The 20170-nt window shown below is 66.8% G+C and carries 16 protein-coding genes; 4 read left to right on the top strand and 12 right to left on the bottom strand.

The window, feature by feature from the left end:
- Positions 1-150 precede the first annotated feature (150 nt).
- From ASC70_RS15320 to ASC70_RS15305, 4 genes are read right to left on the bottom strand one after another with little or no spacing between them, the layout of a single operon-like run.
- Positions 151-1119: an AraC family transcriptional regulator gene (locus ASC70_RS15320; RefSeq protein ID WP_047405537.1), complete on the bottom strand. Its 969-nt coding sequence runs from the start codon at positions 1117-1119 to the stop codon at positions 151-153.
- A 4-nt stretch (positions 1120-1123) separates the two neighbouring features.
- Positions 1124-2200, bottom strand: a complete 1077-nt coding sequence (locus tag ASC70_RS15315) for an acetamidase/formamidase family protein (RefSeq protein ID WP_056051488.1) — start codon at positions 2198-2200, stop codon at positions 1124-1126.
- A gap of 13 nt (positions 2201-2213) precedes the next feature.
- Positions 2214-3008, bottom strand: a complete 795-nt coding sequence (ygiD, locus tag ASC70_RS15310) for a 4,5-DOPA dioxygenase extradiol (protein WP_056051486.1) — start codon at positions 3006-3008, stop codon at positions 2214-2216.
- Positions 3005-4228, bottom strand: coding sequence for an aromatic ring-hydroxylating dioxygenase subunit alpha (locus tag ASC70_RS15305; protein WP_056051484.1), 1224 nt, complete (start codon positions 4226-4228; stop codon positions 3005-3007). Before ASC70_RS15305 ends, ygiD begins: the two co-directional genes overlap by 4 nt.
- Before the next feature lie 268 nt (positions 4229-4496).
- Here ASC70_RS15305 and ASC70_RS15300 point away from each other — a divergent pair, with 268 nt between their 5' ends.
- The 3 genes from ASC70_RS15300 to ASC70_RS15290 are packed head-to-tail and all read left to right on the top strand — an operon-like array spanning position 4497 to position 6699.
- Positions 4497-5354 carry a TauD/TfdA family dioxygenase gene (locus ASC70_RS15300; protein ID WP_056051482.1) on the top strand — a complete coding sequence of 286 codons (858 nt, stop codon included), beginning with the start codon at positions 4497-4499 and terminating at the stop codon, positions 5352-5354.
- 7 nt (positions 5355-5361) lie between these two features.
- Positions 5362-6186 carry an oxidoreductase gene (locus ASC70_RS15295; RefSeq protein ID WP_056051481.1) on the top strand — a complete coding sequence of 275 codons (825 nt, stop codon included), beginning with the start codon at positions 5362-5364 and terminating at the stop codon, positions 6184-6186.
- Between the two features lie 21 nt (positions 6187-6207).
- A complete protein-coding gene (locus ASC70_RS15290) occupies positions 6208-6699 on the top strand; it encodes a VOC family protein (protein WP_056051479.1) in 492 nt (163 codons plus the stop codon).
- Positions 6700-6717: 18 nt separating this feature from the next.
- Here the strand turns inward: ASC70_RS15290 and ASC70_RS15285 are convergent, their stop codons facing one another.
- From ASC70_RS15285 to ASC70_RS15255, 7 genes are all read right to left on the bottom strand, one after another.
- A complete protein-coding gene (locus ASC70_RS15285; RefSeq protein WP_047407018.1) occupies positions 6718-7530 on the bottom strand; it encodes a TauD/TfdA family dioxygenase in 813 nt (270 codons plus the stop codon).
- A gap of 15 nt (positions 7531-7545) precedes the next feature.
- Positions 7546-8040 carry a flavin reductase family protein gene (locus tag ASC70_RS15280; protein ID WP_056051477.1) on the bottom strand — a complete coding sequence of 165 codons (495 nt, stop codon included), beginning with the start codon at positions 8038-8040 and terminating at the stop codon, positions 7546-7548.
- Positions 8037-9425 carry a hypothetical protein gene (locus ASC70_RS15275; protein ID WP_056051475.1) on the bottom strand — a complete coding sequence of 463 codons (1389 nt, stop codon included), beginning with the start codon at positions 9423-9425 and terminating at the stop codon, positions 8037-8039. Before ASC70_RS15275 ends, ASC70_RS15280 begins: the two co-directional genes overlap by 4 nt.
- Positions 9426-9427: 2 nt before the next feature.
- Entirely contained in the window at positions 9428-10081 is a 654-nt protein-coding gene (locus ASC70_RS15270) for a cysteine hydrolase (RefSeq protein ID WP_056051473.1), read from the bottom strand.
- Positions 10078-11142, bottom strand: coding sequence for an LLM class flavin-dependent oxidoreductase (locus ASC70_RS15265; RefSeq protein WP_056051471.1), 1065 nt, complete (start codon positions 11140-11142; stop codon positions 10078-10080). The genes ASC70_RS15270 and ASC70_RS15265 overlap by 4 nt, the downstream gene beginning before the upstream one ends.
- An 18-nt stretch (positions 11143-11160) precedes the next feature.
- On the bottom strand, positions 11161-12465 hold the full coding sequence (locus ASC70_RS15260; RefSeq protein ID WP_056052800.1) for a CynX/NimT family MFS transporter: 1305 nt from the start codon (positions 12463-12465) through the stop codon (positions 11161-11163).
- Positions 12466-12527: 62 nt separating this feature from the next.
- The gene (locus ASC70_RS15255) at positions 12528-14942 is read right to left on the bottom strand and encodes a TonB-dependent siderophore receptor (protein WP_056052797.1); all 2415 of its coding nucleotides are present in this window, start codon (positions 14940-14942) and stop codon (positions 12528-12530) included.
- Positions 14943-15310: 368 nt separating this feature from the next.
- Here ASC70_RS15255 and ASC70_RS15250 point away from each other — a divergent pair, with 368 nt between their 5' ends.
- Positions 15311-17164, top strand: coding sequence for a beta-galactosidase family protein (locus ASC70_RS15250; protein ID WP_082539727.1), 1854 nt, complete (start codon positions 15311-15313; stop codon positions 17162-17164).
- Positions 17165-17249: 85 nt separating this feature from the next.
- Here ASC70_RS15250 and ASC70_RS15245 read toward each other — a convergent pair whose 3' ends face one another.
- A complete protein-coding gene (locus ASC70_RS15245; RefSeq protein WP_056051467.1) occupies positions 17250-20147 on the bottom strand; it encodes a TonB-dependent receptor in 2898 nt (965 codons plus the stop codon).
- Positions 20148-20170 lie beyond the last annotated feature (23 nt).

Genomic DNA, 20170 nt, shown 5'->3' with positions numbered 1-20170 from the left:
AGGCCTCTCGCCTGACGGTCAGCCCGCTCCCGAACATCGCACGCGGGCAGTGTGGTCGACGATGACCTAGTCCCGCGCCTTGCGCCATGCTTCGTAGGGGCCGCGGAGAAACGCTTCGCGGAGGTGGGTGCGCTGCGCTACGCTGCGGCTTCAGTTCAAGGTCTCGGCGCCGCTCGGTTCGCGCCCCTGCCTGAATTCCCGCGGGGACTGGCCATACTGCTCGCGAAAGGCCCGGCTGAAATGCGCCGAGCCGTTGAAGCCCCAGCGGAAACAGATCTCGGAAATCGACAGCCGGGCGTGCTGGGGGCTGGCGAGGTCGATCCGGCAGCGCTCGAGCCGGCGGGACCGCAGATAGTGGCTGAAGGTCTCGTTGGCCGAAGCGAACAGTTTCTGCACATAGCGCGGCGAGACCCCCTCCTCGTTCGCCACCCGCCTTAGCGACAGTTCGGGATCAGGCAGCAGGGTCTCAATGGTCTGGCAAAGGCGCTGGAGGTGCGCCGTCGGCGTCGAGGCGTCGAGGCTGTCGGAGACCGCCGCGCCCTGCTCCAGCAGGCACTGGGCCAGGAACTCCGTGAACGCCAGGTCCACCGGCCGGAGCTGGTCGACCGAGAGGTTCTCCAATTCCTCGGCGGTGGCGCGCAGCAGGCCCGAGAGGATGCGCGGGACGCCCTTGGAGCCATCCAGCCATCCGACCCGCAGGTTGAAGGGCCTGATCAGCCGGTGATCCAGCGCCACCCGCGGCGCACGGACGAAAAGCAGGCGCGAGCGGGTGTCCAGCCGCAAGGCCGCCGCCTGCCCCGTGGGCCCGAAGGCGATATCGTTCGAGGCGACGCTGACGGCCAGCTCGTCGGTGACCAGGGTCGCTTCCCCGTGCAGCAGGACGGCCAGCCAGACCGCCGCGGGCTGGCCCGTCAGACGCCCGGAGATCGTCTGAGCGCCGGCCTCGACCAGCGCGAATTCAAGGCCGAGCGGCGACGTCAGGCAGACGACCGAGGCGGCCGCCGGCTCGCCGTTCGAAAGGCCTTCGATGGGCAGGCCAAGACGGTTCATCGCCTCGCGCCAGGCCTCGGCGCGCTGGGCGCGGGGATGGCTCTCGGTGCTGAACGACCAGGCCCTCACGCGCCTATTCCCTGAGTTTCGGAAAGATGTCGCGGGGGATGCGCACGTGACAGCCCTGGGTGCCGTCGACCACCTGGGTGACGCCGAAGTCGGCCGCAACGCTCATCAGCGAATAGGCGTCGTTCCTGGATAGCCCGACCTGATCGCTGAGCAGGCTCAGCATCTTGGTCGAGGCGTCGCGCATGGCCAGGTTCAGGTCCTCGTTGAAGCCGTGAACGATCCACCACTTCGGCGTCTCCAGCAGCGGGCCGGGAGTCTGGATGTCCTTGCGCAGCACGATCTGCAGCAGGACGTTCAGCGACGACTCGATCGCCGTGCCCGACAGCTCGCCGTCGCCTTGGCTGACATGGGGGTCGCCGATCGAGAATAGCCCGCCGTCGACCTGCACGGTGTAGTACATCGTGGCCCCGGCCCCGATGCGCCAGTTGTCGATATTGCCGCCGTGTTCGCCGGGCGGAATGGTGCTGACGCGACCGTCGACGGCCGGCGCGACGCCGGCGGTGCCCAGGTGCGGGCGGGCTGGAATACGGACGCCCTTCAGCGCCGGCTGACGGTCGCACGCCGGGCAATGGGTGATCGTCCCCGGGATCAGGTACTTGCCCTCGAAATCATAGGCGTAGAGGGCGCTGGCGGTGTTGGTGTTCGGGTCCAGCTCGTAGATCGTCACCCGCTCCTTCTCGCCGAACTCCTTGTAGAGATAGCCCCAGTTTGCCGCGAGGTTGGAGCCGTAGTTGTTGCGCGGGACCATGCGCAGGTAGCGCACCTCCAGCACGTCGCCGGGCTTGGCGCCTTCCACGTGGATGGGGCCGGTCATGATGTGGACGCCCGGGTTGCGGTCATCCTCCGGGATTTCGTTGAAGATCCGCGTGACCGCCTCGTCCATCATCAGCTCGGGCGCATCGCCAGCGTGGTGGGTGATGGCCTCGGCCTGGACGAGGTCGCCGCTCTTGATCCGCAACGCCGGCGCGATCGACGGGTCGAAATAACCCCAATGGACGGTTTGTGGCGTCGCCGGCAGGTGGTGCAGAGCGCTAGGGACGATATCCGCACGGGTCTGGCCGGGTTCGCAGATGAAGGGCATCGGGATCTCCGGGTCAGGCGACAGGGCTCGCCAGCGTCACGCTGGTCATGCTCAACGAGCCGTGCTCGATGTGGTCGGGGGCGAAGGTCGGCGCGTCGCCCGGCAGGCGCGCGCCCAGCACATAGAGCAGCGGCCAGTAGTGATCGGGCGTCGGGACCGAACGGGCCGCGTCCTGGCCCTGGCTCTCGAACGCGACCGCTCGCTGAGGCGCGTCCTCGAGGATGGCAGTCTTGACGTAGTCGTTGAACCGCTGAGACCAGTCGTAGGGCGCACGATTTCGGTCGCCCCAGTCCATGGCCGGCAGGTTGTGGACGATGTTGCCGGTGCCGACGATCAGCACCCCCTCGTCGCGCAACGGCGCCAGGCGCTGACCAATCTCGAAATGCCAGGCCGGCGGCTTGGTCGCGTCCATGCTCAGCTGCACCACCGGCACGTCGGCCTCGGGAAACGCCTTGCCCAGCACCGACCAGGTCCCGTGGTCCAGGCCCCAGCCTTGCTCATCCAGCGCCACCGGCGTGGGATCCAGGAGATCACGCACCCGCGCGGCCAGCGGAGGAGAGCCAGGAGCCGGATACCGTTGATCAAACAAAGCTTTGGGAAAGGATGCTCCGAAGTCGTGAATGGTGCGTGGGCGGGTCATGGCCGTCACCAGGGTCCCCTGGGTCAGCCAGTGGGCCGACACGCAGAGAATGGCCTTCGGCTTGCCGATCGCCTCGCCCATGGCCTTCCAGGCCCGGGTGGTGTCGTTGGTCTCCAGCGCGATCATCGGACTGCCGTGACCGAAGAAGATGACGGGCAAGCGGCTCATGCGGCGGCCTCCGCGCCGGCGATCGCGGACGGTTCGCCGGATTTGAGGGCTGCCCAGGCCTTCTGGTAGCGCGGCGCGAGCCAACGGTTGAACTGCACCTGCGCCCCCTCCTGCCAGGAGTAACGACCGCGGATGGCGAAGCGTGAGCGCAGGCCCTGCTGGACCAGCGCATCGACATGCATGTCCTGAGCGATGATCTTGCCCGCCGAGGTCATGATCATCTCGAGGCGTTCCTCGAAGCCCGGGCTCTCCATCGCGCCGGGCGCGACCAGGATGCCGGTGTCCTGCTCCATGGTCTCGGGGCCGGTCGGGCGCAGGATCAGGTAGATGACCATGTCGCTGGTCATCACCAGCGACAGCGTCGGCGGGATGTTGGCGAAGGTCGCGCGGTTGCGGTCCTCGTCAGTCAACCTCGGAAACAGCGGCAACACCGCCTTCTGCGTGGGATTGAAGCTGGCGTCGGGATGCAGGGTGCCGTTGTAACGCAGGAAGCCGGCGTCGCGCTCGCCCGCCTCGGGAAAGCTGCACAGCTCGCTGGGAATGAAGTCGTGCAGCGGCCCGCGATGCAGCTTGCTGGCGTGATAGCCGTCGTTGTTGTTCTCGAACATCACCTTCCAGTTCCAGGCGAACTGGCCGGTCATCGGCGGCGTCAGGCCGTCCGCGCGCTCGAGATCGTAGTTGGCCACGGCCGCCTCGACCGCCGTCAGGCGCGGGGCCAGCGGCGGGGCCTCGGCGTCGAAGTTGACGAAGATGAAGCCCAGCCAGACCTCGACCTTGAAGGCCGGCAGTTTGACCGCCTTCTTGTCGAAATCGCAGGTGCGTTCCATGGCCGGCGCATTCACCAGGTCACCGTTCAGCGAATAGACCCAGTGGTGATAGGGGCAGACGAAGCCGCGGGCGTTGCCCCGCCCCTCGGCCACCAGCATGGCCCGGTGCTGGCAGACCGCCGACATCGCCTTGATCTGGTTGTCGCGGTTACGCGCCACGATGACCGGCTCGCCGATGATCCGGGTGGTGAAATAGTCGCCGGGCTCCTTGATCCAATCGATGCGGCCCACGCACAGCCATTCGTGATTGAACAGCGCCTCCTTCTCGAACGCGTAGAAGTCCGGATCGACATAGCAGGCCGGCGGCAGGGTCTCGGCCGCCTCGACGCCGAGCGTCGAGCGCGAAAGGCCGTCGAAGAAGACGTCGCTGAGGACGGATGGGCGCGGGGTCATCGGCAAGCGCTCTACGAGGTCGGAAATCGACCATCACGCTAGGACCCCACCGTGGACCGGTCTTGCCTCAGCGCGCACGAAGAGTTGGTCGGCGGACACGCCGCGCGCCGCGACGCCGTTTTCGCGGGCGCTCGGCGCCCCGATGTCCCGATGGGCGCCCAAACAGGGGTCACTCCCCGCGCCGCCGGGAAAGCTGTCGTGCGCGCTGGGACAAGACCGCGCCCCTCCCCGGGCCTAGCCTTCACGGATACGCACCCCGAGAGACCTCATGACGCTGACCGCCGACATCGCCATCAAGGACCTGAAGGCCGGCTTCGGCGCCGAGATCTCGGGGATCGACCTGGCCTCCGCCCCGGACGCGACCCTGGACCAGGTCGTCGACACCTTCCACCGCCACGGCGCCATCGCCCTGCGCGATCAGAAGATGACGCCCGACGACCTGATGCGCTTCATCGCTCGGTTCGGTGATCCCGAGGATCACACCCAGACCCGCTTCACCCTGCCCGGCTATCCGAAGATCTTTATCCTCAGCAACCGGGTCGTGGACGGCAAGCCGATCGGCGCCCACAACGACGGGGTCGGCTGGCACACCGACTACAGCTACAAGCCCGAGCCGGTCATGCTGACCATGCTCTATGCGGTCGAGGTTCCGGGCGAGGGTTCGGACACCCTGCTGGCCGACGGCTGCGCGGCCTGGAACGCCTTGCCCGCTGAACGGCAAGCGATGCTGGAAAGACTGCGGCTGCACCACAGCTACAAACACTTCATGGCCACCCGCCAGTTCGGCCAGCAGCAGACCCTCTCGCCCGAGTTGGAGGCGGCCAATCCCGACGTCGAGCACCCGCTGATCCGCACCCATCCCGCGGACGGCAGGAAGGCGCTGTGGCCGTCCACCGGCACGGTGACCGAGGTGATCGGCATGCCCGGCCCGGCGGGCCTGGCGCTCCTCGACGAGTTGGTCGCGTTCATGACCCAGGATGCGTTCGTCTATCGCCACAGGTGGCGCGTCGGCGACCTGCTGATGTGGGACAACCGCTGCACCCTGCACACGGGCACGCTCTACGACGACGCCAAGTACACCCGGACCATGCATCGCCTGTGGGTCAAGGGCGACAAGCCCTATTGAGGCCGACATGACCAAGACCTGGATGATTACCGGCGTCTCCGGCGGCCTGGGGCGCGAGATCGCTCTCGCCGCGCTGGCGCGTGGGGACGTGGTGATAGGCACGGTGCGCAAGCCTGAAGCGGCCGCCGCATTTGAGGCGCTGGGCGGCCATGCGTTGATCCTCGACGTCACCGACGGGGCGGCCGTGAGGACCGCCGTCGCTCGGGCCGAAGGCGTGACCGGAGCTATCGACGTACTGGTCAACAACGCCGGCTACGGCCTGGTGGGCGCGGTCGAGGAGGCCTCGCTGGACGAGGTTCGCGCCCAGTTCGAGACCAACGTCTTCGGCCCGCTGGCGGTGTTGAAGGCCGCCCTGCCCGCCATGCGCGCCCGCCGTGCGGGGCGGATCATCAACATCACCTCGGTCTCTGGCCTGGCGGTCTGGGCCGGCACGGGCGTCTATTGCGCCAGCAAGTGGGCGCTGGAAGGCCTGACCCAAACCTTGGCCCAGGAAGTCGCCGAACTGGGGATCAAGGTCGTCAACGTCGCGCCTGGCGGTCTGCGCACCGGCTTCGCCTCGAGCTCCAAGGCCATCGTGGCGACCAAGCTTCCCGACTATGAGGGCCTGGCGCGCGACGCCGAGCGGATCATGGCCGACCACGCCGGTCATGAGCCTGGCGATCCGGCCAAAGCGGCCCGGGCGATCCTGGCGATCGCCGACGCCGAGGATCCGCCGATGCATCTGCTGCTCGGCGAGGACGCCCTGAAATACGCCCGCTACGCCGCCCAGGGCCTGGCCGCCGACATCGACACCTGGAGGGACCTTTCCCTCTCCATAAACTTTAACGACTGACCCGAAACGCGAGCCTTTTCCGTGACCAAGCCCAACACTCTGATCTTCGTCGACCTGGCTTCCCAAGACCCGGCCGCCGCCGGCGACTTCTACGCCCAGGTGTTCGGCTGGCAGAACGACGCCCGCCCCCAGGGAGTCTACCATCGCATGGTGCCCGGCGGCTTCTTCCAGAAGCCGGATGGGACCGATAGCGAGATCGGCAACCTGCACCTGGGGATCTTCAAGGCCGCCAACGCTCGGCCCCATCCGGAGCCGGAAGGCGTCGATCCGCGGACGCTCGGCACGGACGGGCGCAAGCCGCGCGTCTGGGTGCTGATCAGCGACGACGACAGCGCCGACCGCATCCTCGGAACGGCGGAAGGCCTGGGCGCGACCGTGCTGTGGCGGAACCACTACTGGCAAGAATTCAACGGCTATAACCACGCCTTCCGCGACCCGTGGGGCAACGAGATCGTGTTGTGGGGCAAGGCCGGCCAGAATCCGCAAGTGCCAGACGACTTCACGCGGGAATAGTCTTCCCCTCGCCCCGGCTCAGAACGGTTTGTCCCCCGCGACCGTCACCCGGTAGCCGGTGCGAGTGTCGGGGAAATAGTCCCAGATCGCCTGGTGCCAAGTGCAGCGGTTGTCCCAGAAGGCCACCGAGTTCCGCTTCCAGCGGAAGCGCACCTGGAAATCCGGGTTGCTGGCGTGCTGGTAGAGGTAACCCAGGATCGCCGCGCTCTCGGCCTTGGACACGCCCGCGATGTGGGTGGTGTAGGACGGATTGACGAATAAGCTCTTCCGGCCGCTGACCGGGTGGGTCCGCACGATCGGGTGGGTCGAGCAATTGTACTTGCGATCGATGTCCGGAAAGATCGCCTTGTAGACCGGATTGGCGTCGTGCACAGCCGACAGGCCTTCCAGATAGGCTTTCATCCGGTCCGACAACGTCTCATAGGCCCGGTACATGCTGGCGAAACAGGTGTCGCCGCCGTCGTCGGGCAGGACCTTCATGTAGAGAATGCTGCCCAGTGGCGGCTCGGGGTCGCAGGTCAGGTCCGAGTGCCAGTTCTCGCCGGCCACGAACTTGGAATTGGCGTCGGCATGGATGGCCACGATCTCGGGATGGTCCGCCAGGCCGGGCACGCCGGAATGGATGGCCAGGTTCCCGAACTTGCGGCCGAAATCCTTGTGCGCCTCGTGCGACATCTCCTGGTCGCGGAAAAAGATCACCTGGTATTGCGTCAGCGCCCGGTGGATCTCCTCGAACTGGTGGTTCGACAGCGGCTTGCCCAGATCGACGCCGAAGATCTCCGCGCCGATCCGGCGGGTCATGGGCTTCACGTCCAGCACGTCATAGGCCATGCGGCGAAACTCCAACTAAATATCGAGAAAGCCGCCGCGCACATAGACGAGCGGCGTCTTGGTTTCGTCTGTCACGACGCGCAGGACGCGCCCGACCAGGATCTCGTGGTCGCCGCCGTCGTGGACGGCGCGCAGCTCGCACTCGACATTCGCCACACACCCAGCCAGCAGCGGCGCGCCACAGAGGCCGGGCTCGACGGCGGTCAGGGCGAAGCGATCGTCGGCCCCGCTCTTGGCGAAGCGGTGGGCCAGGTCGCCCTGCTCCCGAGCCAGGATGTTGACGCAGAAGGCGCGGGCCAGGCTCAGCGTCGCGAGGGTTCGGCTGTCGCGCTTCAGGCAGACCATGACCAGCGGCGGATCCATCGACACCGAGCTGAAGGCGCTCACCGTCGTGCCGACCAGCCGGCCGTCGTGGCGAGCAGTGACCACCGTCACGCCGGCCGGAAAGCCGCCCATGGCCTTGCGGAAGTCCGCCGAGGCCGGCGCGTGGGACGAGGTTGCGGCGCTCATCCTTCGTTCCCGAACGGGTTGTCGGGATAGACCGCCGAGGCGGCGCGCGGCGCGCTATCGTCGGGATCGGCCCGGCCGCAGATCGCCAGAGCGGTCAGGGCGTAGATCAGAGCACTGTCGACCAAATCCTTGGGCGTCGGCCGCCAGCGGCGGAAGCCGGTGGTGATGGCCGGAATCCGGTGCATGTTGAAGACGTTGTGGTCGCGCCACATGCTGGAATAGACCGGGTTGGCTAAGGCGACGGGATGGCCGAGACCCAGGCGGGTGGCGACGTCCACGGCCCCGACCAACGGCGCCACCTCCTGGGCGTCGGCCTCGAAGCCGTGGCGAACCACCACCGGCTCGATGTCGACGCGGCCCAGGCCCGCTTCGCGAACCATGGCCTCCAGCGAATGCTGGACGTCGGCGACCCGCTGCCTGGGCGTCAGGCCCACCTCCAGATAGAGGTTCACCAGCTCGGTGCCCGCCCCGAAGGCGTAAGGGATGCCCCCACGGATCGAGGCGATCTGGGACTTCGGCTGGGCCACGCCGCCGGGGCTGTCGTAGCGATTGTTCTTCTCGTATGCGCCGCTCCAAGCGTGGATCGCCTCGGTCAGCTTGCCGATCTTGTAGATCGGATTGGGATGCTGGGCCGCCGTCGCCGGATGCTCCAGCAGCGGGGTGAAGACGCCCTCCCCCCAGACCTGAAAACGGAACACCGCATAGCCGCAACCGACCCAGGTCAGGCCAAAGTCGCAGCCCTCCGCCGCGATGGCGTAGTCGGGCGCGACGCCGCCGTGGTGGAACAGGTAGTGGGCCCCGATGTCCTTGCCCATATAGGCGACGCCTCGATGCTCCTCGATCGGTTCGGGACCGATCTCGCCAGGACAGGCGGTCAGGTACATCTTGCCGGCCAGCTCGTAGCCGGCCGTCTTCAAGGCCTTGGCCGCGATCAGGAAGCAACTCATCGGCCCGCGATCGTTGGCAATCGGATAGCCGTAGAGCTTGCCGTCCTCCAGCCAGCACGTCTCCCATTCGGGATTGGCCAGGGTGTCGGGACTGTACTTGTAGGCGTCGAGGTCGGGGTTCCAGGTCGGCGCCTCGGTGTCGAGGTGGGCGGTGAACAGCAGGTTCTTCCCAACGCCCTTGCCGCCGTGCGTGCCGATGATGTTCGGCCGTTCGGGCGTCGCCCCGACCTTGCGCGGTGAGAAGCCCTCGCGCGCCATCCAGTCGTGGACGTAGTTGGCCACCGCCAGCTCCTTGCCGGAGGGGGCGGGAATGTTGCCAAGGGTCAGAGCCAGTTCGACGATCTCGGCCTCGTCGATGGCGGCGGCGATCGCCGCGCGGTCGGCTTCGGTGACGGCGTAGGGCGCGCCGGCCCCCAGGTCCGGAAATCCGTCGGCCATGGTCAGGCGCTCCAGGCGTGCGCGATCGCGGCCGTGTCGGTCAGGATCGCGCTGTTCAGGTCCATCACCTTCAGGGAGGCGGCGTGGATGTCGGGCTCGTAGGCGGCGCAGGCGTCGGCGGCGACGAACACGTGGTAGTCCAGGCTGAAGGCGTCTCGGACGGTGCTGTCGACGCAGCACTCGGTGGTCAGGCCCGCCGCGATCAGGGTGTCGACGCCCAGCGCCTTGAGCCGCGCGTCGAGATCCGTCCCGACGAAGCCGCTGTAGCGGGTCTTCTTCACCACCGGTTCGCCGGGCAACGGCTTGGGTCCGTAGAAGTCGGAGCCGGTTTGGCCCACGCGGCACAGGGCGCTTTCACCGTCCGGATCGCCGCCGCGACGACGCATCCGTTCCTTCCAGCTGGAGGAGTCGGTCTCCGGCATGGTGAACAGGCCGATGAAGATCACCGGCGTTCCGGCGGTGCGAGCCGCTTCCACCAGCCGCCCGGCGGCCGCGACGGCCGGCTGCACGACGGCCATGTCGACATAGGCGCCCAGGGCTCCGTCGGGCGAGGCGAAGTCGACCTGGATGTCGATGATCAGCACCGCCGTCCGCGACGGCGCGATCCAGGCGGCGAAGTCATCGCGGACTCCGGATCTAGTCGCGACGGCGTTCACGAGAACACCGCCCGAAGGCCGGGCAGAACTTCGGCCCCGAACATGGTGAGCCCCTCGACATAGTCGGGGAAGATCATCATCAGGCCGTCCAGCTCGCAGTAGCGGAGGAAGTCCTCGATCAGCGCGCCGCAGGTCTGGGGCGAGCCGACCACGGTGTGGGTCATGAAGGCGCCCTGGGCCTTGGCCACGGTCGAGAGCTTTTCGGCCGGCACGCCCCAGCTCTCCAGCATGGCCAGGATCGCACCCATGTCGGCGCCGCTCTTGTATTGCTCGACCTTGGCCTCTGCGTCCGCGTCGGTGTCGCCGTGCACGACCGTGCACATGGCGAAGGTCTTTATGGTCTTGCCCATGGCCTCGGCGGCCTGCTTGGCGCGCAGCGAGGCGTCGCGGCGCTCGTCCGGCGTGCGGCCGCCGATGAAGCAGATGTCGGCCTCGCGCACCGAGAACTGGAAGCCGCGATCCGACATACCCGCGCAGACGAGATCTGGACGTGGTTTGGACAGGGGCTTGGGCTTCGACTGGCAGTCCTTCATCTGGAAGTATTTGCCGTCGAAGTCGACGCTGTCTTCGGCCCACAGGCGCTTGACGATCGTCGTCCATTCCTCGGTCAAGGCGTAGCGGTCATCGTGCGAAAGGCGCTCGTCCCAGGCCCCCATCTGATCGAACTCGCCCTTGTAGGCGCCGGCGACGATGTTCAGGCCGGCGCGGCCGCCGCTGATGTGGTCCAGGGTGGCGATCATCTTGGCGGCCACGGCCGGGTTCTGCAGCAGCGGATGGATGGTCGCCCAGATCTTCACGGTCTTGGTGGCCTCGGCGATGCCGGCCATCATGGTGACCGACTCCAGGGCCGTGCCCCAATGGTCGGTCTCGCCGCCGAAGCCGCGGAACTTGCCCATCGACATCACGAAATCCATGCCGACCTCGTCGGCCTTCACGGCTGCGGCGCGGTTCTGGGCATAGAGGCCGTCCAGGGTCGGGGCGGTCTTGGAGATGATCCAGCCGCCGTTGGCGACCGGCAGGAAGACCCCGAAGTCCTTGTGCTGGGAGGGACGGTGGAACATGGCGCTACTCTCCGAAATCTAGGCCGCGTCGCTGAGCAGGACGGGCGTGGGGGCCGGAACCGGCGCGGCGGCGGTCTCCTGGCTCGTCTTGCGCGGAGGACGCATGAACAGCGCCGCCACGAAGATCACGCCGATGACGGCGGCGAAGATCTGGAAGGTCGGCGCGAAACCGCCGAGGCGGTCGCGCATGAAGCCGCCGATCACCGGGCCCAGGGCCGAGACGGCGCCGACCAGGCAGACCATCGAGAAGAGCTCGAGATTGTTCTTCCGGCCGTAGTAGTTGAGCAGGAGGATGCTGACTGCCAGAACGGTCATGCCGAAGCCGACACCGACGCCGAGGGCGAAGATCACCATCATCGGCCAGGTCGTGGCGTGGGCCAGGACCAGCAGGCCCGCGGCCATCATCCCTTGGGCGCCCGCCAGCAGCCAGCGCGGATCGATCCGGTCGGCCAGCAGGCCGCCGCTCATCCGGGCCGCCACCTGCATCAGGGATTCCAGGCTCAGCGCGGCGATGGCGACGGCCGAGGCCACGCCCATCTCGCCGAAGTGGCTGGGCGCGAGGCTGACGGCGGTGACCCCGCCCAGGAGATGGGCGAAATAGGCCGCGACGATCACGTAGAACTGCGGCGTGCGGATCGCTTCCTTCACTGTCCAATCGACCTGGGTTCGGTAGATCCGGGCGTTGGCCGGCTGAACGGCGGCCGCCTCGGCCACGGCCTTGTCGGTCTCGACAGCGGCGCTTTCCAGCCAGGCCTTGCCGCCGACCAGGGCCGCGGCCAGGGCGCCGACCACGGCCGAGGCGATGGCCTGCCAGGCCCAGTACGGCCGCCAGGCGCCGCCGGCGATCTCCAGGCCCACCAGAGCCATCCAGGGACCGACGACGCCGCCCAGCGAACCGATCGTGAAATAGATCCCGAACGGCAGGGCGCGCTTCTTGAACAGCATCGACAGCAGGTGCGTGCCCGGGATCAGCGCCATCATCTGGTAGCCGACGCCCAGCAGCGCCGTCCCCGTCAGATAGACCGGCAGCCCGTGGGCCAGGGTCAGGCAGACGAAGCCGGCGATCATCACGGCCGAGCCGGCGATGATCGTGGCCCGCACGCCGACCTTGCGGATCAGCAGGGCCGGCAGCCAGGACGAGCCGCCGCAGAACGCGCCCAGCAGAGTAAAGCCCAGGAAGGCCGAGGCGAAGCTCCACCGCTGGTCCTTGATCATGGCCGGCAGCACCACGCCCAGCGACGAGAAGGTCGAGGCGGTGATCAGGAACAACAGCAGGGAAAGCGCGCCCAGCAAGGTCCAGGAACGCCATTGGATCGTCGACATCGCCATCGAGCCTCCATGCAAGCTCGCGGCGCGGCCCTCGCGGGGACGCGCCGCGTGGGGAACTAGAACTTCCGGGCCAGGGTCACGCGCCACTCGCGGCCCTTGCTGGGCAGGGCGCCAAGGTTGGCGTAGCTGTCCGCGTCGGGCGTGAAGTAGAGCTTGTCGAACAGGTTATCGACGTTGAGCGTGGCCGTGTACGGGCCGTATTCGTAATAGACGCTGCCGCTGGCCGCCCAGTAGGCGGGATAGGTCACCGCATTCTGGACCGTGCCCGACGTCTTGGTCACGTGGGTGACGCCCAGCGCGCCGCCGACCTTGCCCCAGTCGTGCTCGTCGCCGGTGTAGGCGCCATAGAGGCTGACCACGGACTTCGGGATCAGGGTGTAGTCGTAGTCGCCCGACCGCCCCGGCAGGCTGCTGAAGGCCCAAACGACATAGGTTCCGCCATAGCCCTGCGCGCCGGACACGCCGGCGGTATAGGCCGGGATGTACTGGAACGAATTGTCGGGCCCCTTCACGGTCGTGTGCTGCGTATTGCCGGCGAAGGTGAAGCTCAGGTGCTCGCTGGCCAGCCAGCGCACTTCCAGTTCCACGCCTTTGGCCCGCGTGCCGGTCGGCGTGCCGGTGATGCCGGTCAGCTGGGTGCGGTTCTGGCGATAGCCCGCCAGCGACCCGACCAGGGTTCCCTTCAGCCACTGGAACTTGAATCCGGCCTCGGCCAGGTCGCTGTTCGACAGCCAGGCGTCGCTGGGGTCGGCCACCAAGCCCGGCGCGATGTCGCCGGCTTGGCTCATCTCCAGGGCCGAGGCCTTGGCGTAGGTGATGTAGGGCATGATCCCGGCCGGAGCCTTGTAGGTCAGGCTGGCGCTGTAGGTGGCCTTGCCCTTGCTGGCCTTCTGCTGGCCGGCGATCTGGTAGCTGAGAAAGCCCGTGTCGTTCGACTTGACGTCATAGTCGTCGTAGCGCCCGCCCAGCATCAGGTTCAGGCGCTCGCCGATCATGATGTCGGTCATCGCGAAGACGCCGGCCTGGGTCCATTCGCTCTTGTTGTTGTTTTCCCACTGCAGGCCCTGCACGCCGGCCCCGGTTTCGGTCGAGAACGGGCTGTCGATGACGTCCGTCGGCGTCGCGCCGAAGCTGATGTCGCGGCGATCCAGAGCGATCATGCCGCTGTTGTAGCTTTCGCGGCGGCGGCCCTCGAAGCTGCGGTACGACGCGCCGACGAACGACTTGGAGGTGACGATCCCGACGTCGTAGGCGAAGTTGTAGGTGAGCCGCGCCTCCCACACCTTGCTGTCGAACCAGGCCGGATAGCCGTACGAGACGAAGCGCTTGTTCTCCTGGTCGTCGTAGAACAGCTGCAGCTTGATCGCGCTGTCGGGCGTCAGCGCCTTGGCCAGGTCGTAGTAGAAAGTGTTGGTGCGGGTCTTCGAGAAGTCGGCCCCGCTGATATAGACCGTGCGCGGATCCAGCTTGGTCGTACCGACCCCGACGTCCAAGGTGTGCAGCGCATCGCTGCTCGGGAAGCCATAATAGGCCAGGTAGGTCGCGCTGCCGTACGGATAGAAACCGATCTCGTTCGGCGTCAAACGGCCGTTGCCGTCGGTGTCCTTCAGCGTGGTGTCGCGGCCGGTGACGTAGGTCTGATGGTCGATCAGGTCCTGGGTCAGGCGGTTCCAGCCCGGGGTCTGCACGTCGCCGTTCGAGTGGTAGAGCATGCCGCCGAAGGCCGTGGTCCAGCCGCCGCCCAGATCGAAATCGGCGGAGATCTCGCCGGTCTGCCGGCGCGGATAGAGACCCTTGTAGTAGCTGTGGGAATCCTCGGCCTCGCCATAGAGATAGACGCCGCCGGTGACCGATCCGAAGTTGGCCGGCAGGCCCAGCTGGGCCGTGGCGTTCTTCTTGTTGTATGAGCCGTAGGTCAGGGTGACCTCGCCGGTCGGCTCGGTCAGGTAGCCGCCCTCGTTCTTGCCCGACTTCGGGATGAAGTTGAGCATGCCGCCCACCTTGCCCGAGCCGTAGATCGGGGTCGGCGGGCCCCGCACGATCTGGATCTGGTCGGCCGCGCCGATCGGGGTCGAATAGGTCCCCCTGTTCTCGATGCGCTTGAAGCCGCGGAAGTAGTTCTCGGCGAGGGTGCCGCGAATGTTCAGCGCGCCGGGCACGCCGTAGAAGCTGGCGGTGTAGGACCCCGGCGAGACGGCGGTCAGGCCGTCGATGGTCTCGATGCCGTAGCGCTGCAACGTCACGTCGCTGACGAAGCTGGCTGAGCGAGGCGTCTCCAGCAGGGGCTTGTCGATGCCGAACACGGTATTGTTGGGCTGCTTCTCGAGCAGACCCGCCTTGTCGCGCGCCTTGACCACGATCTCGTCGACGGCGTCGGACGGCGTGGTGTTTTCGTCAGCGAAGGCAGCCTGGGCTTGCGCCAGCAGGACAAGGGCGGAACAACCCGCCATCAGTAGCCGATAGGTCGACATGCGGTCCTCGTTCGAGGTCGTCGCGCCCACCGCCTGCGGCGGTTATCCCCAGGTCGACACCTCGAAATTGATCATCCGCCCGTCGCGCTCAGCAGCGAGGCGCGACATGTGACATTTCACTGAAAATGTCCCAGCCGCATGCATGTTAGGCCGCGGCCGCTCGTAAAAGCCGCTCGACGCCCGCGAAACTTGCTTCAGGGCGAACCACAAGGCCTCAAAGGCGTCCACCGCTCATCGGCGGATTTGCCAGCGTCTGATGAGGACGCGTTGGACGCTGTATCCTAGCCGTGCCTGCCATCGCTAAGGTAAAGCCACTTGTACGATAAATCCGATTCTGGGCGACCAGGGCTTTTGCGCGGGAGAGACATGTGAAACGGGCTGTTCGATCGATGCTATGCGCGGCCCTTTCGGTGCCGGCGCTGTTCTCGTTGCCGGCCGAGGCGCAGTCGCGCGCGCCGCCGCACAGCTTCACGGTCAGCGGCGCCGGGTTTCTGAAGGACGGCAAGCCCTACCAGGTCATCTCGGCCGAGATGCACTATGTCCGCATCCCGCGCGCCTATTGGCGCGATCGCCTGCGCAAGGCCAAGGCGATGGGCCTGAACACCATCACCACCTACGCATTCTGGAACGCGCACGAGCCGCGCCCCGGGGTCTACGACTTCTCCGGCCAGAACGATCTCGCCGCGTTCATCCGCGCCGCGCAGGCGGAAGGGTTGGACGTGATCCTGCGACCGGGCCCGTACGTCTGCGCCGAATGGGAACTCGGCGGCTATCCGTCCTGGCTGCTGAAAGACCGCAGCCTGGTCCTGCGCTCGACGGATCCGAAATACACCGCCGCGGTCGAGCGGTGGATGGTGCGGCTAGGCCAAGAGGTAAAACCGCTTCTCCTGCGCAATGGAGGCCCGATCATCGCGGTGCAGCTGGAGAACGAATATGGCGCGTTCGGCAGCGACCAGGCCTATCTCGAAGGACTGGAAGCGACCTACCGCCGGGCCGGCCTGGCCGATGGCGTGCTGTTCACGTCCAACCAGGCATCCGACCTCGCCAAGGGCTCTCTGCCCAATCTGCCGTCGGTGGTGAACTTCGGCTCAGGCGGCGCGGAGAACGCCGTCGCCAAGCTGGAGGCGTTCCGGCCCAACGGGGTGCGGATGGTCGGCGAATACTGGGCGGGGTGGTTCGACAAGTGGGGCGAGGACCATCACGAGACCGACGGCCGCAAGGAGGCCGAAGAGCTGCGCTTCATGATGCAGCGCGGCTATTCGGTCTCGCTGTACATGTTCCACGGCGGCACGACGTTCGGATGGATGAACGGCGCGGATTCGCATACCGGCGCCGACTACCACCCGGACACCACGAGCTATGACTACAATGCGCCGCTCGATGAAGCGGGAAACCCTCGTTACAAATACGGATTGCTGGCCTCCGTCATCGCGGAGGTCACGGGCAAACCGGCCGCGCCGACTCCCGCGGCCAGCGTCGCCGCCACCTTCCCGGTCTCGTCGATCCGACGCAGCGCGTCGCTATGGCGCAACCTTCCCGAGCCTGTTCGCGCCAAGCATCCGCTAACGTTCGAGGAGCTCGGTCAGAACTACGGGTACGTCCTCTATCGGGTCTCGCTCGCCAAGGGACAGGCCGGCGCCCTGGTCCTCAAGGGCATGCACAGCTACGCCCAGGTCTATGTCGACCAGAAGCTTGTCGGAACGCTCGATCGGCGCCTCGGCCAGGAAACCGTGGAGCTGCCTCGGCGGACCGGCCCCGCCACGCTGGATATCTTGGTCGAGAACACCGGGCGCGTGAATTATTCGCACGCGATCCGGACCGAGCAGACCGGACTGACCGGCGCCGTCACCCTGGAAGGCGCGCCGCTGGACGATTGGAGCATGTTCCGGCTGCCGATGGACGACCTGTCCAAGCTGCGCATGTCGCCTCAACCTTGCGCGGGGCCTTGCTTCTACGAAGCCGAGATGACGGTGGACCGCCCCGCGGACACCTATCTGGACATGCGCGGTCTCCACAAAGGCCAGCTTTGGCTCGGAGCGCACAATCTTGGCCGGTTCTGGTCGATCGGACCCGTGCATACGCTGTACGCGCCCGCTCCCTGGATGAAGCGCGGCGCCAATCGGATCGTGTTCTTCGATCTGACGGGCGACGCCACCGATCGCTTGACGACCGTGGCGGCGCCGGTGTTCGGCAAGGTCACGACGAAGCGAGAGGCCCAATAGGCGGCCATCGCCCCGACTAGCGAAAGCGGGAGGGCCATCGAAAGCGATACGGCGCGGCTCCCGAGGAACCGCGCCGTATCGTGGATTAGAAGGTGTAGCGGAAGCCGGCGAAGAACTCGCGGCCGGTCTCATGATAGAACGACACCAGCTGGCTGGAGTCGTAGTACTGGTCCTGCACCTCGTTGGTCAGGTTGACCCCTTCGAGCGTGAAGGCCAGGTGCTTGTTCCAGGTGTAGGTCAGCGAAGCATCGATGTTCAGCGTACCCTTGGTGCCCTCGACGTCCGAGCCGTTGCGGCCCGGGATCTGGGTCAGGTATTTGCTGCGATAGGCGGCCGAGACCCGGCTGCTGACCTTCTTGTTCTCGAAATAGAGCGTGGCGTTGTAGCTGTTCTTCGACAGGTTGGTCAGCGGGCCGACCGCCGTCACCGCGCCCGTCGAGGACAGATAGGTCACCTCCGAGGTCACGTGAGTGTAGTTGCCCAGGAAGCCGAACTTGTCGAACGGGGCCGGCAGGAAGGTGAACGGCTGCTGGTAGTTCAGCTCGAAGCCCTTCAGCGGGCCGCCCGGCGTGTTGACCGAGGTGCTGAATTGCCAGACCGGGAGGCTGGGCGAGCAGCCCGGCGTGGTGCCGCAGGCCGCGACGGCCGCGCTGTCGGGCAGGCCGAACGGGTTCTGGTCGAAGGTCGACAGCGGCGAGGTATAGCTCTGCACGAACGTCGAGATGTCCTTGTAGAAGAACGCCGCCGACAACAGGGCCCCGGGCTGGAAGTACCACTCGACCGCCGCGTCCACGGTCTTGGCGCGGAACGGATCCAGGAACGGGTTTCCCGAGGTCACCGTCTTGTTGCTGCCGGTGCTGATGTTCACGCCCGGCGTCAGCGAGCCGAGGTTCGGGCGCGACATCACCTTGGCCGCGCCGAAGCGCAGCAGCAGGTCCTCGCGCGGTTCGACCACCAGGTTCAGAGCCGGCAACACGTCGTTGTAGCTGCGCGTCGCGGTCGTGGCCGAGATGGTCTGGTAGTTGACGCCGCTGACCGTCGACGGAACGACGCCGTAGCCCAGCGCCTTCTGGCGGGTCTGGACGTAGCGTACGCCGACGTCGCCGCGCACCGGCACGTTCCACAGGTCGAACTTGAAGTCGCCCTGGACGTAGCCGATCGTGTCCCACTCATCGATCGCGTAGTTGCTGCCCAGGCTGGCCTCCCGGCCCAGGTGGTAGAGGCCGCAGCCGGCGGTGAAGCACTCGTTGCCGAACGGGCTGACCCACACCGTGCCCGGCGTCGTCGTGACGGCCTTGCCGTAGGTCGGGTCGTCCATGTGCAAGGCCGAGATAGCCTTTCGCAGGTCCGGCGTGATCCATGACGAGACGTTGCCCGCCGGCAGGTTCAGGCTGGAGAAGTCGATGGTCTCGGCATAGGTCGAGCGCGGCACGCTCCGGAGGTCGGTCGAGGTGATCGGGTTGATGTTGGCCGACGTGCCATTGGTGCGCGAGAAGGCCGTGCTGTCGGTGTTGTAGGCCTTGTACGACAGGCCGCCCTTGAGCTTGAAGTTGTCGCTCCAGTCATAGGCGAGATCGAACTGGGCGGTCTTGTAGCTGTTGTCGACATAGCCTTGGACCATGCGGATCTCGGCCAGGGTCCAGGCGTCGGCGTTCGTCGTGTCACCCGTGCCGTACTTGATTACCGGATAGGTGTCGCCGCCGCTGTAGTCCCAGCTGTAGCCCTGGACGTTGTACTGGTCCCATTGGACCGTGTTCTGCACCGGGTTGGCGAAGGTCGACTTCGAGAAGCCCAGGACGCCCTTGACCTTCAGCTTGTCGGTGAACTGGTGCTCGCCGGCCAGGGTGAATTGGCGGAACTCCGTCTCCAGCTCGTCGTGGCGCTGCTCGGTCTTCAGGTCGATATTGTTGAACGTCCCCTTGGTCATGACCGGGAAGTTCGAGCGTGGCGTGCTGATCGTATAGTCCAGCACGTCGACCTGGTTGATGCCGCACGAGGCCGCCGAGGTGGCGGTGCAGGCGCCGGCGGTCTGGGGCGTGAAGGTCTCGAGGAAGTCCTCGTTCCGCTTGCCCTTGAAGTCGGCGTACAGCACGTCGAACGACACCTGGGTCTTGTCGTCTGGCGCCCATTGCAGCGAGCCGGTCATGCCCAGGCGGTCCTGCGTCGTGTGGTACCAGTCGAAGCGCGGGATGCGCGGGTGGACGGCGCCGTTGGCCTCGGCGCAGGCGGCCGCGTTGGTGGCGCAGGTCACGCCGCGCACGCTGCGGAAGCCCGGCGAGGTGGCCGTGCCGGTCTGCCAGCGGACGGTGCTCGTGCCTTCGTCCAGCAAGTCGCGCTGGGAATAGGCGATCGAGAACAGCGCCCCGATCGTGTCGTCGCGCCAGGTGTTGGAGATCAGCGCCGCCACGCGCGGCGAGGCCTTCTTGGCCTGGTCGTTGTAGCCGTACTTGCCCGAGACCGCGAAGTTGAAGCCCCGCTTGTCGAACGGATGGGCGGTGTTCAGGTCCACCGTGGCGCCCAGCGAGCCTTCTTCGGTCTCTGCCGAGGCGGTCTTCTGCACCGTGATGCGGTTGAAGAGGTCCGAGGCGAAGACGTTGAAGTCGAACGAGCGGCTGCGGTTGGTGCCGCCCGAGGCGTCGGTGCCGCCCGAGGTGGTCAGGGCCTCCATGCCGTTGATGCGCACGCGCGTGAACTGGGCGCCCAGGCCCCGCACCGAGATCTGCCGGCCCTCGCCGGCGTCGCGCGAGATGGCGACGCCTGGAATACGCTGGATGGATTCCGACAGGTTCAGGTCCGGGAACTTGGCCATGTCCTCGGCATAGATCGCGTCCACGGCCGCGGCCGACGAGCGCTTGACGTTCAATGCCTGGGCCAGGCTGTTCCGGAAGCCGGTAACGACGACCGCCTCGACGGTGTCGTCCGAAGGTGCGGGCGCTCCTGCCCCGCTGGTTTGGGCGACCGCCGCGCCGGCGGCGAGCAACAAGGCGACAGCGCCGCATCCCGCGA

Origin of the sequence: Caulobacter sp. Root343 (genome assembly GCF_001425745.1) — a bacterium.
In the GTDB taxonomy this organism is placed as follows: Bacteria; Pseudomonadota; Alphaproteobacteria; order Caulobacterales; family Caulobacteraceae; genus Caulobacter.
Note: the sequence above shows the minus strand (reverse complement) of the source record. Positions and strands in the feature narration are given on the sequence as shown.

Coding starts and splice junctions, on each gene's coding strand:
- ASC70_RS15255 (WP_056052797.1), bottom strand. CDS start 14,942: ATGTCGACCTATCGGCTACTGATGGCGGGTTGTTCCGCCCTTGTCCTG.
- ASC70_RS15260 (WP_056052800.1), bottom strand. CDS start 12,465: ATGTCGACGATCCAATGGCGTTCCTGGACCTTGCTGGGCGCGCTTTCC.
- ASC70_RS15285 (WP_047407018.1), bottom strand. CDS start 7,530: ATGGCCTATGACGTGCTGGACGTGAAGCCCATGACCCGCCGGATCGGC.
- ASC70_RS15300 (WP_056051482.1), top strand. CDS start 4,497: ATGACGCTGACCGCCGACATCGCCATCAAGGACCTGAAGGCCGGCTTC.
- ASC70_RS15265 (WP_056051471.1), bottom strand. CDS start 11,142: ATGTTCCACCGTCCCTCCCAGCACAAGGACTTCGGGGTCTTCCTGCCG.
- ASC70_RS15275 (WP_056051475.1), bottom strand. CDS start 9,425: ATGGCCGACGGATTTCCGGACCTGGGGGCCGGCGCGCCCTACGCCGTC.
- ASC70_RS15280 (WP_056051477.1), bottom strand. CDS start 8,040: ATGAGCGCCGCAACCTCGTCCCACGCGCCGGCCTCGGCGGACTTCCGC.
- ASC70_RS15315 (WP_056051488.1), bottom strand. CDS start 2,200: ATGCCCTTCATCTGCGAACCCGGCCAGACCCGTGCGGATATCGTCCCT.
- ASC70_RS15295 (WP_056051481.1), top strand. CDS start 5,362: ATGACCAAGACCTGGATGATTACCGGCGTCTCCGGCGGCCTGGGGCGC.
- ygiD (WP_056051486.1), bottom strand. CDS start 3,008: ATGAGCCGCTTGCCCGTCATCTTCTTCGGTCACGGCAGTCCGATGATC.
- ASC70_RS15305 (WP_056051484.1), bottom strand. CDS start 4,228: ATGACCCCGCGCCCATCCGTCCTCAGCGACGTCTTCTTCGACGGCCTT.